This window comes from Streptomyces sp. NPDC051738 (assembly GCF_044453205.1).
Classification (GTDB): Bacteria; Actinomycetota; Actinomycetes; order Streptomycetales; family Streptomycetaceae; genus Streptomyces.
Genome location: NZ_JBITCM010000002.1, coordinates 125357 through 138338 on the forward strand (window position 1 = coordinate 125357; position 12982 = coordinate 138338).

Here is a 12982-nt window from a genome sequence, read left to right on the forward strand (position 1 = left end):
TCACACCGCCCGACAGGGCCTACGCCGGAACGATGTTCACCAGCTTCGGCGCCCGCACGATCACCTTGCGGATTCCGGCCCCGTCCAGCGCCGCCACGACCTTCTCGTCGGACAGCGCGACCTTCTCCAGCTCCTCCTCGGAGATGGCCGGCGAGACCTCCAGGCGGGCCTTGACCTTGCCCTTGATCTGCACGACGCAGGTCACGGTCTCGTCCACGACGTACGCCGGGTCGGCGACCGGGAAGTCCTGGTGGACCACCGAGTCGGTGCGCCCCAGCTTGCGCCACAGCTCCTCGGCGATGTGCGGGGCCAGCGGCGCGGCCATCAGCACCAGCGCCTCGGCCACGGAGCGCGACACCGCGCCGCCCGCCTTGGTCAGGTGGTTGTTCAGCTCGGTGACCTTGGCGATGGCGGTGTTGAACCGCATGCCCTCCAGGTCCCCGCGCACGCCGTCGATCGCCTTGTGCAGGGCACGCAGCGTGTCCTCGTCGGGCTCGGCGTCGACGACCGTCACGGCACCGGTCGTCTCGTCGACGACGTTGCGCCACAGCCGCTGCAGCAGCCGGAACTGGCCGACCACCGCGCGCGTGTCCCACGGCCGGGAGACGTCCAGGGGGCCCATCGCCATCTCGTACAGCCGCAGTGTGTCGGCACCGTACTCGGCGCAGATCTCGTCCGGAGTGACCGCGTTCTTCAGGGACTTGCCCATCTTGCCCAGCAGCCGGGAGACCTTCTCGCCCTGGTAGTAGTACGCGCCGTCGCGCTCCTCCACCTCGGCGGCCGGCACCGCGATGCCACGGCTGTCGCGGTAGACGTAGGCCTGGATCATGCCCTGGTTGAACAGCTTGTGGAACGGCTCAACCGAGGAGACGTGCCCCAGGTCGAACAGGACCTTGGACCAGAAGCGCGCGTACAGCAGGTGCAGCACGGCGTGCTCGGCGCCGCCGACGTACAGGTCGACGCCACCGTGCGGCTGGCCCTCGCGCGGGCCCATCCAGTACTGCTCGATCTCCGGGTCGACCAGCTTCTCGCTGTTGTGCGGGTCCAGGTAGCGCAGCTCGTACCAGCAGGAACCGGCCCAGTTGGGCATGGTGTTGGTCTCACGCCGGTACCGCTTCGGGCCGTCGCCCAGGTCCAGCGTGACGTTGACCCAGTCCTCGTTGCGCGACAGCGGCGTCTCGGGCTGGGTGTCGGCGTCGTCCGGGTCGAAGGTGCGCGGCGAGTAGTCCTCGACCTCGGGCAGCTCCAGCGGCAGCATCGACTCGGGCAGGGCGTGGGCGATGCCGTCCTCGTCGTAGACGATCGGGAAGGGCTCGCCCCAGTAGCGCTGGCGGCTGAACAGCCAGTCGCGCAGCCGGAAGTTGACGGTGCCCTCGCCGACACCGGACCGCTCCAGCCACTCGGTGATACGTGCCTTGGCCTCGGCGACGCCCAGGCCGTCCAGGGAGACACCCTCACCGGTGGAGTTGATGATCTTCGCGTCGTGCGACCCGAAGGCGTTCTCCCACGTCGAGGTGTCCGTGCCCCGTCCGTCCGTCGGCTCGACGATGCAGCGGATCGGCAGCTCGAAGGCGCGCGCGAACTCGAAGTCACGCTGGTCGCCGCAGGGTACGGCCATGATCGCGCCGGTGCCGTAGCCCATCAGGACGTAGTCGGCGATGAAGACGGGGACCTTGTCGCCGTTGACCGGGTTGGTCGCGTACGAGCCGATGAAGACGCCGGTCTTGTCCTTGGCCTCGGCCTGGCGCTCGACGTCCGACTTGGAGGCGGCCTGGGCGCGGTAGGCGGCGACGGCCTCGGCGGGGGTCGCGTGACCGCCGGTCCAGACGTCGTGGGTGCCCTCCGGCCAGGCGTCCGGGGTGAACTTGTCGACCAGCGGGTGCTCCGGGGCCAGCACCATGTAGCTCGCGCCGAACAGGGTGTCGGGGCGCGTGGTGAACACGGTGATGCGCTCGCCGTCGATCGGGAAGTCGACGCGGGCGCCCTCGGAGCGGCCGATCCAGTTGCGCTGCTGCAGCTTGATGGCCTCGGGCCAGTCCAGCTCGTTCAGGTCGTCCAGCAGCCGGTCGGCGTACGCGGTGATCCGCATGTTCCACTGGCGCAGCTTGGCCTTGAAGACCGGGAAGTTGCCGCGCTCGGAGCGCCCCTCGGCCGTGACCTCCTCGTTGGCCAGCACGGTGCCCAGGCCGGGGCACCAGTTGACCGGCGCGTCCGAGGCGTACGCCAGCCGGAACCCGCCCAGAACGTCGGCGCGCTCGGCGGTGCTCAGCTCACTCCACGCGCGCGTGGAGCCATCAGCGCCACCGTCGGCGCCCGGTACGGCACGCTCACCGGACTCGAACTCGGCGACCAGCTCGGAGATCGGGCGGGCCTTCTTCGCCTCGTCGTCGTACCAGGAGTTGAAGATCTGCAGGAAGATCCACTGGGTCCACTTGTAGTAGTCCGGGTCGATCGTGGCGAACGACCGGCGCTTGTCGTGGCCCAGGCCCAGCCGGCGCAGCTGGACCTTCATGTTCTCGATGTTGGCCTCGGTGGAGACACGCGGGTGCGTGCCGGTCTGCACGGCGTACTGCTCGGCGGGCAGGCCGAAGGCGTCGAAGCCCAGGGTGTGCAGGACGTTGTGTCCGGTCATGCGCTGGAAGCGCGCGAAGACGTCGGTCGCGATGTAGCCCAGCGGGTGGCCGACGTGCAGGCCCGCACCGGAGGGGTACGGGAACATGTCCATGATGAACTTCTTGGGCCGGGCGACGACCGCGGGGTCGCCCGCCAGGTCACCCTTCGGGTTCGGCGCCGCGTACGTGCCCTCGGCGTCCCAGAAGTCCTGCCAGCGTGCCTCGATGTCGGCCGCCATGGCGGCCGTGTAGCGGTGCGGCGCTGCTGCCTCGGCGGCGGCAGCGGGGTTCGTCTCGCTCATGATCCTCAAAGCTCCATCGATCGTCTCTGCCGGCGGCTGCGGTTCTCCGGAAACGAAAAATCCCCTCGCACAGGAGGGGACGCCGCGCCGATTCCGACCATCCGATTCGCCCGGTGGTCGGGATTGATCAGCGCGGCCCGCTAAGCAGAAGGCGTACGGCACGCATGGCGTCAGGGTACCGCAGCGCCGGATCGGGTCGCGACGGACTTCCGGCGAGGGCCACGATGGACCTCCGCAGGGGGCGCGCGATGAACAACAGGGCCCCCGCTTGCGTACCTCAGAGTTGTGAAGACCTCGAAAAGTTGAACAACGCTCAACTGTTACCTGGCGTAACAGTCGCTAAGGGACAACACAAGCCCCGTACAGCCCGTAGATAACAACGCAATAACTCAAACGCCGTACCCACCGGTATGGAGCCACTTAGAGTGCGGCAGCGGGACCGCCTTCCCGAACCGCTCGGAGTTGCCCCCATGAACCCTCGTCGTAGTAACAGTTCGCTCCCCAAGACGGGCCGGTCGGCCTACGGGGTGGCGACCGCTGCTGTTCTGCTGCTCATACCCCTGGTCGTGTTCCTCGGCGGCACCTGGCTCCAGGAGTTCCTCAACTTCGGCGCCGGTGTGTTGTCGCTCGTCTGCCTCACCTGCTCGGTGATCTGGGGCCTCGTCGCCCAGGACCGGATGATCCTCAACACCCGCCAGCGGATCATCGCGCAGGGCATCCACCGGGTGACCGCCGTGGCCTCGATCGCGTTCCTTCTGGTGCACATCGGCGTCAAGCTGGCCCTGGACCACGCCAGCCCGGTCGCCGCGCTGATCCCCTTCAGCCTGGTGCTCTTCGGCGGCGACGAGATCCCGGGCAGTGCCTTCCTCATCGGCCTGGGCTCCCTGGCCGCCCTGCTCATGGTCTTCGTGGGCGTCACCGGCGCCCTGCGCAACCAGTTCGCCTCCCCCGCGCCGGTCGCCGCGCGCTGGCGCGCCATGCACATGCTGGCCTACCCGGCCTGGTGTGCCGCCCTGATCCACGGCCTGTTCGCGGGCCGCCCCGCGGCGACCTTCTTCATGGTCTGCTACGAGCTGTGCGTGGTCGCCGTCGCAGCGGCCCTCGCGCTGCGCGCCGCCCCGCGCCCCGTCAAGCGCAAGGTCGCCGACCGGATCGCCCAGCTCATCGGCAACGAGCCGGGAGGCCGCGAGGACCTGGAGGAGAGCCGCGCCAGGGCGGCCTCCGGGAACTCGCTGCCGGGCTACGAGGACCAGCGCCCGTCCCGCTCGCCCCGCCCGTCGCGCGACGAACGGACCGGCCCCCTGCCCGGCATGCCCGCCCAGGCCCCCTCGGCCGCGGAGACCACAGGCGGCTTCGCGGCCGCCTACCGTGCCGTCAACCCCCGCTCCCACGGGCAGCAACAGCAGCCGTACGCCGACCAGACCGCACGCATGGACCTGCCCCTGGACATGCAGCCGACGGAGGCGATCCCACGCGTCGACGGCGGTGGAGGCAGCAGCACCGGCAACTGGCCGATCCCCTCCCCGCCGCCGGTCGGCGAGGCTCCCCCGTCGGCCTACGACCCGCTCAACGACACGGGATACAACATCCCCGTCTACGGCAATTCGGGCACCCCGGGCTATGGCTCGGGGGCTCCGGGCTACGGTTCGGGAGCCGCCGGCTACGGCTCAAGTGATGTGTACGACACCGCTGAGACGAACGCCGTCTTCGGTACGTACAACCAGAACGACACGTACAACAACAGCGGTCCCGCCACTGAAACACTCCCCGGTGCCTCGTACGACTTCGACGCACCGGGTTCGGGCGAACCTTGGAACACGCCTTCCGGAGGCTTTTAGTGAACGAGGCCCTGCCCGACGTACCAGAAGTCCGCGTGGTCGGTCTTCCCCAGCTCACGTCGGGCTTCGACCTTGTGGAAAGACTCGATCTGCCCATGCATCTGAAGGTGCACGGGCCGCTCGAACCGATGGGCGGCGAGCAACTCGCGAAGCTCGCCGAGAACATCAGCCTGAAGGGCCGCGGCGGCGCGGGCTTCCCCTTCCACAAGAAGCTGCGCTCGGTCGCCGAGTCCGCGATCAAGCGCGGGGTACGGCCGGTCGTCGTGGTCAACGGCAGCGAGGACGAGCCGGCCTGCCGCAAGGACACGGTGATGATCAACCGTGCCCCGCATCTCATCCTGGACGGCGCGCTGCTGTGCGCCGAGGCCCTGGGTGCCCGCACGCTCGTGGTGGCGGTCACCCGTGAGTCCACCCAGCGCTCCATGGAGGCCGCCCTCGCCGAACGCGGCCTCAGCAACAGCCGTCGGTCCGCGCTACGCGCGTTCGTGCAGCGCAACCCGGTGCGCATGGTCACCGGCGCCGCCGCCTCCGTGATCCGCTCCATCGACGGCGGCCCGGCGATCCCGCCCGGCCGCAAGGTCAGCGCCTCGCAGAACGGCGTCGGCGGCGCCCCCACCCTGCTGTCCAACGCCGAGACCTTCGCCCAGCTGGCCATCGCCGCCCGCATCGGCCCGGAGCGCTACGGCAACACCGGCCTGTACGACGAGCCGGGCACCGTCATGCTCACGGTCTCCGGCGCGGTCGCCCGCCCCATGGTCATCGAGGTCCCCACGGGCGTTCCGCTGCGCTACGTCCTCCAGCTCGCCGGCGCCCCGCCGGTCCCGCAAGGCGTCCTGACCGGCGGCTACCACGGCAAGTGGATCGACGCGGCGACGGTCAACGAGGCGATCGTCTCGCGCAACTCCCTGGACGCGGTGGGCGGTTCGCTGGGCGCCGGCGCGATCCTGCCGATCACTCAGGAAACCTGCCCGCTCGGCGAGTCCCTCCGCGTCGCACAGTGGCTGGCCGAGGAGAGCGCGGGCCAGTGCGGCCCCTGCTACCTCGGTCTGCCCGCCGCCGCGCGCGGCATGGAGGACATCCTCAACGGCGGCGGCCCTGCCGCCCTGGAGGCGCTCAAGCAGGTCGCCAAGAACGTGAAGCGGCGCGGCGCGTGCTCGCACCCGGACGGCTCCGCGATGTTCCTGGAGTCGACCATCAAGGCGTTCACCGACGACCTCGCGGCCCATGTCCTCGGCAACGGCTGCGGACGTCCCGTGGAGGGCGTTCTGCCGCTCTTCGAGGGCGGCATGGGCCCCTCGGGCATCCCGGGCGGCGCCGAGTCCGAGGAGAACGGCCCCAGCCGCCAGAAGATCTACGTCGACTGGACGCTGTGCCGCGGCCATGGCCTGTGCGCGGACATCCTCCCGGAGGTCTTCCAGCTCGGCGCCGACGGCTTCCCGACGGTCGCCCAGGCGAAGGTGCCGCGCTACGCCGAGGCCAAGGCCATCCGCGCGGTCCGCCGTTGCCCCGCCCTCGCCCTGCGCCTGGAGGAGGACACACGCGCGCAGGACTCGTCCCGCAACAACCTGCCGGTCCTCTCCCAGGGCCGCGGCAGGCGCGCCCTGGGTCGCTGAGACCGGGCACGCACGCGTAGAGGGGCCGTCGCCAAGCCGGACGGCCCCTCAAGTGTCTCTGAAACCAGGGGCAACCGGGTGAGACCAGGGGTCCGCGGAACGAAACCAGAGGTCTCGGGAACGAAAAAGATCCCGCCGAATCGAACCGATCCGGCGGGATCTACTGTGGAGCTAAGGAGAATTGAACTCCTGACCTCCTGCATGCCATGCAGGCGCTCTACCAACTGAGCTATAGCCCCTCGCTTTGGTCCGCCCGGTTTCCCCGGCGGCGACGCCAACATTACCGGGCGACCTGGTGCAGCACCAAATCGATTCCGGTCCGCACCGATACGGGCGCTAATGTCGCCCTTTGTGACCGTGATCGCGTCCCCCGCCGTCCGCCGTCGAGCACCGGTCGCCCTGGGGGTGTGCCTGGTCTCCTTCGCCGCGTTCTGGGTGGCGCAGCGGGCCGCGCACGTCTCGATGATCGACCTGATGGTGTACCGGGCCGAGGGCGCGACCGTACGGGCCGGCGGCGACCTGTACGCGCTGCGGACGACGTCCGCCCGGCTCCCGACCACCTACCCGCCGTTCGCGGCCCTGCTGTTCACTCCGCTGACCCTCCTCGACACGGCGACGATGCGGGCCCTGGGGACCGCCGGGAACCTCGCCCTGTTCGTGGTGTTCGTACGGCTGTCCCTTCGTCTGGTCGGGCACGCGCGCGTGGAGAGCGTGTGGTGGGTCGCGGCACCGGCCGTGTGGTGCGAGCCGGTGTGGACGACGCTGCGGTACGGGCAGATCAATCTGCTGCTCGCCGTCCTGGTGCTGTGGGATCTGTCACGGCGCCCGCAGGACCGCTGGGCCGGCGTCGGCATCGGGCTCGCGGCGGCGGTCAAGCTGACGCCCGCATTGTTCGCGGTGTTCCTGCTCGTCACGGGCATCGTGGCGTACCGCAGGCACGGCCCGGGCGGCCCCTGGCTGCGGCACGCGCGCGTGGCGGCCGCCTCGTTCGCCGGGGCGACCCTGCTGGCCGCGGCTGTACTGCCGTACGACTCCTGGCGTTTCTGGACCCGCATGGTGTTCGCGGCGGGGCGCGTCGGGCACGCCGAGGACACCGCGAACCAGGCCCTGCGCGGCGTTCTCGCGCGGCTGCTGCACACGCCGGAGCCCGGGGCCGTCTGGGTCGTCACGGCGGCCGTGGTGGCCGTTGCAGGGCTGGGCGTGGCCGTGGCGGCGGAGTTGCGCGGGGAGCGGGCCTGGGCGGTGACCGCGTGCGCGGTGACGGCGCTGCTCGTCAGCCCGGTGTCCTGGTCGCACCACTGGGTGTGGTGCGTGCCGGTCGTCCTGCTGCTCGCCACGCGCGCGCACCGGGCCGCGGCCCTGGGCACGCTGCTGGTCTTCTCCTCGTACGCCCTGTGGTGGGTGCCACACGGCCTGGGACGGAACGAACTGCGCCAAAACGGCACCGAGTTGATGTTGTCGGCCGGCTACGGAACGGCAGGCTGCCTATTCCTCGTGATCGCCGGGGTCGCCTTCCGCAACCCCGGCCGTGGTCAGGCCGTGACGAAGGAATAGAAGCGCTTGAGTGTGCAGTGTTCTTCGAGGAGACGACCGTAGATCGGTTCACCCTCGAGTTCACGGTAGGTCTCGATGGGGTCGCCTTTTATGATCAGCGCCCGAGCGCATTCCTCGCACCAGTACTGGTAGTCGGGGTTCACCGGTTCCATGTCACGGACGATCGGCGTTCCGCTGCCGCACCAGTCGCACTTTCGCCTGTGTGCACCCATCGATCAGCTCCAGCTGTGGCCGCAGGCCGTGCACACGTAGGAAATTCCGCCGTTGTCACCGAGGAGCTGCGCGACATGGACGGAACCGCAGGAAGGGCAGCTGAGGCGAGTGATCGTATCCCGTGTCAGCACTGCTTCGAAGAGGTGATCGACCTCTCCGAGGATGCTCGCAGGCATCACCACTCCCTCCCGTCCGGGCCGCGCCCCCTTCCGGCCGTTTGATTCTGCCACGGCCGGACCAATACGGTCAGCGACGCCTCAGTACCAGTCCGGACACGGCAGCCTCCGCGACCGTACGAACCGTGCGAACACGCACCCCAAAGCGCCTCTTGAGAGGTATACGCCTGCGAGGCCCAAGTGACTCAAGCCGGACCCGGAGCAGTTCGGTGCGGATACCAGAAGATCCCGCCGATCGAAGCGATCGGCGGGATCTTGTTGTCTCGCTGTGGAGCTAAGGAGAATTGAACTCCTGACCTCCTGCATGCCATGCAGGCGCTCTACCAACTGAGCTATAGCCCCGCGACACACGGTGGAAGCCGCATGTCGTCTTGTCTCCCGCTCGGCGGGCGAACAAGAAGAACTGTAGCCTGCGACCTGCCGGAAAGTGAAATCCGGCGTCAGTCGTCGTCGCCGAGCACAGGCTCCGGCAGGGTGCCGGCGTTGTGCTCCAGCAGACGCCAGCCGCGGGCGCCCTCGCCCAGGACGGACCAGCAGCAGTTGGTCAGGCCGCCGAGGCTCTCCCAGTGCCCGGGCGCCAGGCCCAGGAGGCGGCCGATGGTCGTCCGGATCGTGCCGCCGTGGCTGACCACGACGAGCGTGCCGTCGTCCGGGAGCTTCTCGGCGTGCCGGAGCACCACGGGCGCGGCACGGTCGGCGACCTCGGTCTCCAGCTCGCCGCCGCCTCGGCGCACCGGCTCACCGCGCTTCCACGCGGCGTACTCCTCGCCGTGGCGGGCGATGATCTCCTCGTGCGTCAGGCCCTGCCAGACGCCCGCGTAGGTCTCGCGCAGGCCCTCGTCGTGCGTCACCTCCAGGCCGGTGAGCCCGGCCAGCTCGGCGGCCGTGTCGGCGGCGCGCTGGAGGTCGGAGGCGATGATCGCGTCGGGCTTGAGGCTGACGAGCAGCCGCGCGGCGCGACGGGCCTGGGAGACGCCCGCCTCGGTGAGGGCGACGTCCGTGGAGCCCTGGAAGCGGCGCTCCACGTTCCAGGAGGTCTGGCCGTGCCGCCACAGGATGACGCGGCGGCCCCGGCCGGACCTGCCCGCGAGCACGTCGCCGGTGGCGCTCATCGCCACTCACCGCCCAGCTCGGCCGCCTCCTCGGCGGCCTGCAGCTTGGCGTGCTCCGCCGCCTTGCCGCGGGTGGCCTTGGCGTCGTCGGGCAGTTCGAGCTCGGGGCAGTCCTTCCACAGCCGCTCAAGGGCGTAGAAGACACGCTCCTCGCTGTGCTGGACGTGCACCACGATGTCGACGTAGTCGAGCAGCACCCAGCGGGCCTCGCGGTCGCCCTCCCGGCGCACCGGCTTGACGCCGAGCTCCGTCTGGAGCCGCTCCTCGATCTCGTCGACGATCGACTTGACCTGGCGGTCGTTGGGTGCGGAGGCCAGCAGGAAGGCGTCCGTGATCGACAGCACGTCGCTGACGTCGTAGGCGATGATGTCGTGCGCGAGCTTGTCGGCGGCTGCCTGGGCAGCGGTGGTGACGAGCTCGAGGGAACGGTCGGTAGCGGTCACTACAAGGCTTTCGGGTCGGCGGTCACTTGACATCAAGGGTCTCACGGACCGCCGACAGCACCCCACGTGATTATCGGCTCACGTGGGGTGCCCCGCGGTTATGAGGACGAGGGTTCGTAGTCCTGGCCCAGGACCACCGAGACATCCGCGTTCCCCGCGACCTGGCCCTTGGTGACCGCGTCGGCGGACAGGCCCAGGGTCTTGGCGACCTCGGTGGCGTTCTCCTTGTCGGCGGCGTCGGCGTAGACGACCTCGGACGTGGCCTCGGCGGACGCCGTGCCGCCCTCCAGGAAGGTGAAGCCGCCGTTCAGCAGCACCACGCGCGCCTTGTCGGTGTTGCCCTTGGCGCCGCTGGCGTTGCGGACGGACACGCGGACGGCGGCGTCCTTGTCGGGGCTCTTGGCGGTGCCGCCGAGGACGTCCTTGACGACACTGGCGCTTGCCCGGGCGCTCAGTGTGCCGTCGGTCTGGACGGGCAGCATGGCCGTCTTGTAGTCGCCGCCCTTGGCGAGGTCGGCGAGCTTGGCGAGGAAGGCGCCGAGGTCCTTGTCGGTCAGCGGCGGCTCGATGATCATGCCCAGCGTCTGCACGGTGGTGGTCGCGCCCTGCGTGTCCGAGGTCAGCTTGCGCAGTGTGGCCTGCATGACCTGCCCGAACCGCTCCAGCTGGGCGTTCTGGGCCTCGCCGGAGGCCTGGTAGGTGGCGTAGGCGATCGCCATCTTGCCGCTGAGGGTCTGCGCCTTGCCCTTGCGGACGAGGGGCGCGGCGCCCTTGGACTTGGCGTCCGGGTCGGGCACGTCGGCGTTGATGTCGACCTCGATGTTGCCGACCAGGTCGACCAGGTTCTGGAGGTAGGGGGTGTCCAGCCGCCAGGTGCCCTGGATCTCGGTACCGAGGACGGTGTCGATCGCGTCGCGCGTGCCGGCGGAGCCGTCGTCGTCGACCGACCTGGCGAGGGTGGTCGCGCTGCCGTCGTCGCCGGCCAGGGCGAGGGAGTTGGGCAGCAGGACGGTGGTGCCCTGCTCGGTGGTGGTGTTGTCGACGAGCAGCGCCGTGGAGGTGCCGCCCTTCTTGGTGTTGTGCAGATGGACGACGATCACGTCGCGCTTCTGGGCGGCCACCGGGGTGCCGGTGCCGGTCTTCTCGTCCGACGACGACAGACCGGGCAGCTTCCCGGCGTACCAGAGGTATCCGACGCCGCCGGCCGCGACGAGCGCCAGCACGACCGCGAGGGCGATCACGCGCGCGCGTGCCCGGCGCCGGGCCTCCTCACGGCGCTCGGTGCGGTTCTCGGTGAACTTCAGCCAGTCGATGACGTCCTCGGAGTCCTGGTCGGGCTCCTCGACGAAGGCGAACTGCTCGGTGCGGTAGTCCCGGTCCCCGCGCTCCTGCGTCCGGGGTTCCTCGGTCGGCTCGACCGGCCCGGCCTGCTGCGGGATGTAGGCAGTCTGCTCGGTGACGCGGGGCTGGTGACCGCTGGTGGCGGTACGGCCGTACGGGTCGTACGGCGGTGAGTGCCCGCCGGCCTGCTGCTGGTGCGTGCCGGTGCCGTACGGGTCGTAGGAGGGCGTGGGCGGCTGCCGGCCGGTGTCACCGGTGCCGTAGGGGTCGTACGGCGCGGCCGGCTGCTGCCGGTCGGTCGCGTACGGGTCGTAGCCGTAGCCCTGCTGCGCGTAGGGGTCGTACTGCTGCTGGGGCGGTTGCTGCTGCGGTACCGGTCGGTACACCGGCCGCCCGTACTCGTCGTAGCCGACCAGTTCGTACTGGTCGGGGTCGTATCCTGCGGCCCCCGCGTCGTATCGGTCGTTCACCGTCGCCCCTCTCGGCTCACTCGCCTCACTCGCCGCGGTACAGCTCGCGCTTGTCGATGTAGCGCACGACTCCGTCCGGCACCAGATACCAGATGGGGTCTCCCTTTGCGACTCTCGCGCGGCAATCGGTGGACGAGATGGCCAGAGCGGGAACCTCGACCAACGAGACACCGCCTTCCGGGAGCCCGTCGTCGTCGAGGTGGTGGCCGGGCCGGGTGACCCCGACGAAGTGCGCGAGGGAGAACAGCTCCTCCGAATCCCGCCAGGTCAGGATCTGGCCGAGGGCGTCAGCGCCGGTGATGAAGAAGAGGTCGGTCTCGGGGTTGAGCGCGCGCAGGTCACGCAGGGTGTCCACGGTGTACGTCGGGCCGCCGCGGTCGATGTCGATGCGGCTGACGGAGAACTGCGGGTTCTCGGCCGTGGCGATGACCGTCATCAGATAGCGGTCCTCGGCCGGGGAGACGTGCCGGTGGCTCTTCTGCCAGGGCTGGCCGGTCGGTACGAACACGACCTCGTCGAGGTGGAACTGCGCGGCGACCTCGCTGGCCGCGACGAGGTGGCCGTGGTGGATCGGGTCAAACGTTCCGCCCATGACGCCGAGACGGCGCTTGCCGGGGTTCGACGGGCCGTTTCCGGGGCCGGTAGGCATGTCCTGCTCTCCCATGCGTGCAGACCCTACCGGCCCCGCCTGAGAGCTCCGGCCGACAGTTGTCCGGGCGGAGCGGGAAGGGCCTGGCAGGCGCTCAGCGGTCGCGGTTGAAGCGGGTCGTGATCCACAGCAGCAGCATGAGGATGATGAACGCGCCACCTCCGGTGGCCCACGGGCTGATGCTCTGGTGGTTGCCGCCGTGCTCCTCGCCCTCGGCGGCGAGGGTGACCAACTGGGCAGCTGCGCTGTGGAAGCTCATCTTCGGCGTGACCTATCGGTGTGGGCGGGATAAAGATGTCGGCCCATCGTAAGCGGGCGCCCTGACGGCGGACACGCCGACTCCACCGTTGGAGAGCCTCCGACGGCCCGCGGGGAACCTTCCCGGGGGCTCATTCGTCCTTCCGCCTGTAGCCCCGCAAGAGGAACCACGCGGTCAGCACACAGCCCACGACCATCACGATCAGCACGACCCGGAGCAGATTCCCCGTCCCCTGCTGCTCGGCCGCGCTCGCGGCCTCGGTGAGCCAGGCGGCTGCGGGGTTGTGCTCCATGGCGCGGAACTCCTTCGCTGTAGTGCCCGTCCACGGTAACTCCGCCTAGGCTGGGCTCTGCTTCGGGGGCGCAAAGGGCGGAACAAGGCTCCGCAAAGAGCCGCACAG

Annotated in this window: 11 protein-coding genes and 2 tRNA genes; 3 read left to right on the plus strand and 10 right to left on the minus strand. The window is 69.9% G+C overall.

Annotation, left to right across the window (positions count from 1 at the left end; all coding sequences use genetic code 11):
- Positions 1-19: 19 nt before the first annotated feature.
- Positions 20-2914 (minus strand): leucine--tRNA ligase, encoded by a 2895-nt coding sequence (leuS, locus tag ACIA8X_RS05205; RefSeq protein WP_393451305.1) that lies wholly within the window; start codon positions 2912-2914, stop codon positions 20-22.
- Positions 2915-3384: 470 nt separating this feature from the next.
- On the opposite strand from leuS, the gene ACIA8X_RS05210 reads away from it, so the two are divergent.
- Together ACIA8X_RS05210 and ACIA8X_RS05215 are read left to right on the plus strand one after the other, a co-directional pair.
- Positions 3385-4752: a cytochrome b/b6 domain-containing protein gene (locus ACIA8X_RS05210; RefSeq protein WP_393451308.1), complete on the plus strand. Its 1368-nt coding sequence runs from the start codon at positions 3385-3387 to the stop codon at positions 4750-4752.
- Positions 4752-6365, plus strand: coding sequence for an NADH-ubiquinone oxidoreductase-F iron-sulfur binding region domain-containing protein (locus ACIA8X_RS05215; RefSeq protein ID WP_393451311.1), 1614 nt, complete (start codon positions 4752-4754; stop codon positions 6363-6365). Before ACIA8X_RS05210 ends, ACIA8X_RS05215 begins: the two co-directional genes overlap by 1 nt.
- Positions 6366-6531: 166 nt before the next feature.
- On the opposite strand, the gene ACIA8X_RS05220 is transcribed toward ACIA8X_RS05215, so the two are convergent.
- A tRNA-Ala gene (locus tag ACIA8X_RS05220) sits at positions 6532-6604 on the minus strand.
- A gap of 112 nt (positions 6605-6716) precedes the next feature.
- Between ACIA8X_RS05220 and ACIA8X_RS05225 the strand changes: the two genes are divergently transcribed.
- The gene (locus ACIA8X_RS05225; protein ID WP_393451314.1) at positions 6717-7919 is read left to right on the plus strand and encodes a glycosyltransferase 87 family protein; all 1203 of its coding nucleotides are present in this window, start codon (positions 6717-6719) and stop codon (positions 7917-7919) included.
- Here ACIA8X_RS05225 and ACIA8X_RS05230 read toward each other — a convergent pair.
- The 8 genes from ACIA8X_RS05230 to ACIA8X_RS05265 all read right to left on the minus strand — a co-directional run bounded on the left by ACIA8X_RS05230 (position 7898) and on the right by ACIA8X_RS05265 (position 12874).
- On the minus strand, positions 7898-8131 hold the full coding sequence (locus ACIA8X_RS05230; protein ID WP_003976229.1) for a hypothetical protein: 234 nt from the start codon (positions 8129-8131) through the stop codon (positions 7898-7900). The two genes, ACIA8X_RS05225 and ACIA8X_RS05230, sit on opposite strands and share 22 nt — an antisense overlap.
- A 446-nt stretch (positions 8132-8577) precedes the next feature.
- Positions 8578-8650, minus strand: a tRNA-Ala gene (locus tag ACIA8X_RS05235).
- A gap of 98 nt (positions 8651-8748) precedes the next feature.
- Positions 8749-9420 (minus strand): histidine phosphatase family protein, encoded by a 672-nt coding sequence (locus ACIA8X_RS05240; RefSeq protein WP_393451317.1) that lies wholly within the window; start codon positions 9418-9420, stop codon positions 8749-8751.
- A complete protein-coding gene (gene rsfS, locus ACIA8X_RS05245; RefSeq protein ID WP_393451320.1) occupies positions 9417-9863 on the minus strand; it encodes a ribosome silencing factor in 447 nt (148 codons plus the stop codon). The genes ACIA8X_RS05240 and rsfS overlap by 4 nt, the downstream gene beginning before the upstream one ends.
- Before the next feature lie 98 nt (positions 9864-9961).
- Positions 9962-11674 (minus strand): LCP family protein, encoded by a 1713-nt coding sequence (locus tag ACIA8X_RS05250; protein WP_393451323.1) that lies wholly within the window; start codon positions 11672-11674, stop codon positions 9962-9964.
- A 25-nt stretch (positions 11675-11699) separates the two neighbouring features.
- Positions 11700-12338, minus strand: a complete 639-nt coding sequence (nadD, locus tag ACIA8X_RS05255) for a nicotinate-nucleotide adenylyltransferase (RefSeq protein WP_393451326.1) — start codon at positions 12336-12338, stop codon at positions 11700-11702.
- 79 nt (positions 12339-12417) lie between these two features.
- Positions 12418-12582, minus strand: a complete 165-nt coding sequence (locus tag ACIA8X_RS05260) for a hypothetical protein (RefSeq protein ID WP_093909386.1) — start codon at positions 12580-12582, stop codon at positions 12418-12420.
- Positions 12583-12712: 130 nt separating this feature from the next.
- Positions 12713-12874, minus strand: a complete 162-nt coding sequence (locus ACIA8X_RS05265) for a hypothetical protein (RefSeq protein WP_393451329.1) — start codon at positions 12872-12874, stop codon at positions 12713-12715.
- Between the last annotated feature and the right edge of the window lie 108 nt (positions 12875-12982).

Coding starts and splice junctions, on each gene's coding strand:
- ACIA8X_RS05210 (WP_393451308.1), top strand. CDS start 3,385: ATGAACCCTCGTCGTAGTAACAGTTCGCTCCCCAAGACGGGCCGGTCG.
- ACIA8X_RS05265 (WP_393451329.1), bottom strand. CDS start 12,874: ATGGAGCACAACCCCGCAGCCGCCTGGCTCACCGAGGCCGCGAGCGCG.
- ACIA8X_RS05230 (WP_003976229.1), bottom strand. CDS start 8,131: ATGGGTGCACACAGGCGAAAGTGCGACTGGTGCGGCAGCGGAACGCCG.
- ACIA8X_RS05260 (WP_093909386.1), bottom strand. CDS start 12,582: ATGAGCTTCCACAGCGCAGCTGCCCAGTTGGTCACCCTCGCCGCCGAG.
- nadD (WP_393451326.1), bottom strand. CDS start 12,338: ATGGGAGAGCAGGACATGCCTACCGGCCCCGGAAACGGCCCGTCGAAC.
- leuS (WP_393451305.1), bottom strand. CDS start 2,914: ATGAGCGAGACGAACCCCGCTGCCGCCGCCGAGGCAGCAGCGCCGCAC.
- ACIA8X_RS05240 (WP_393451317.1), bottom strand. CDS start 9,420: ATGAGCGCCACCGGCGACGTGCTCGCGGGCAGGTCCGGCCGGGGCCGC.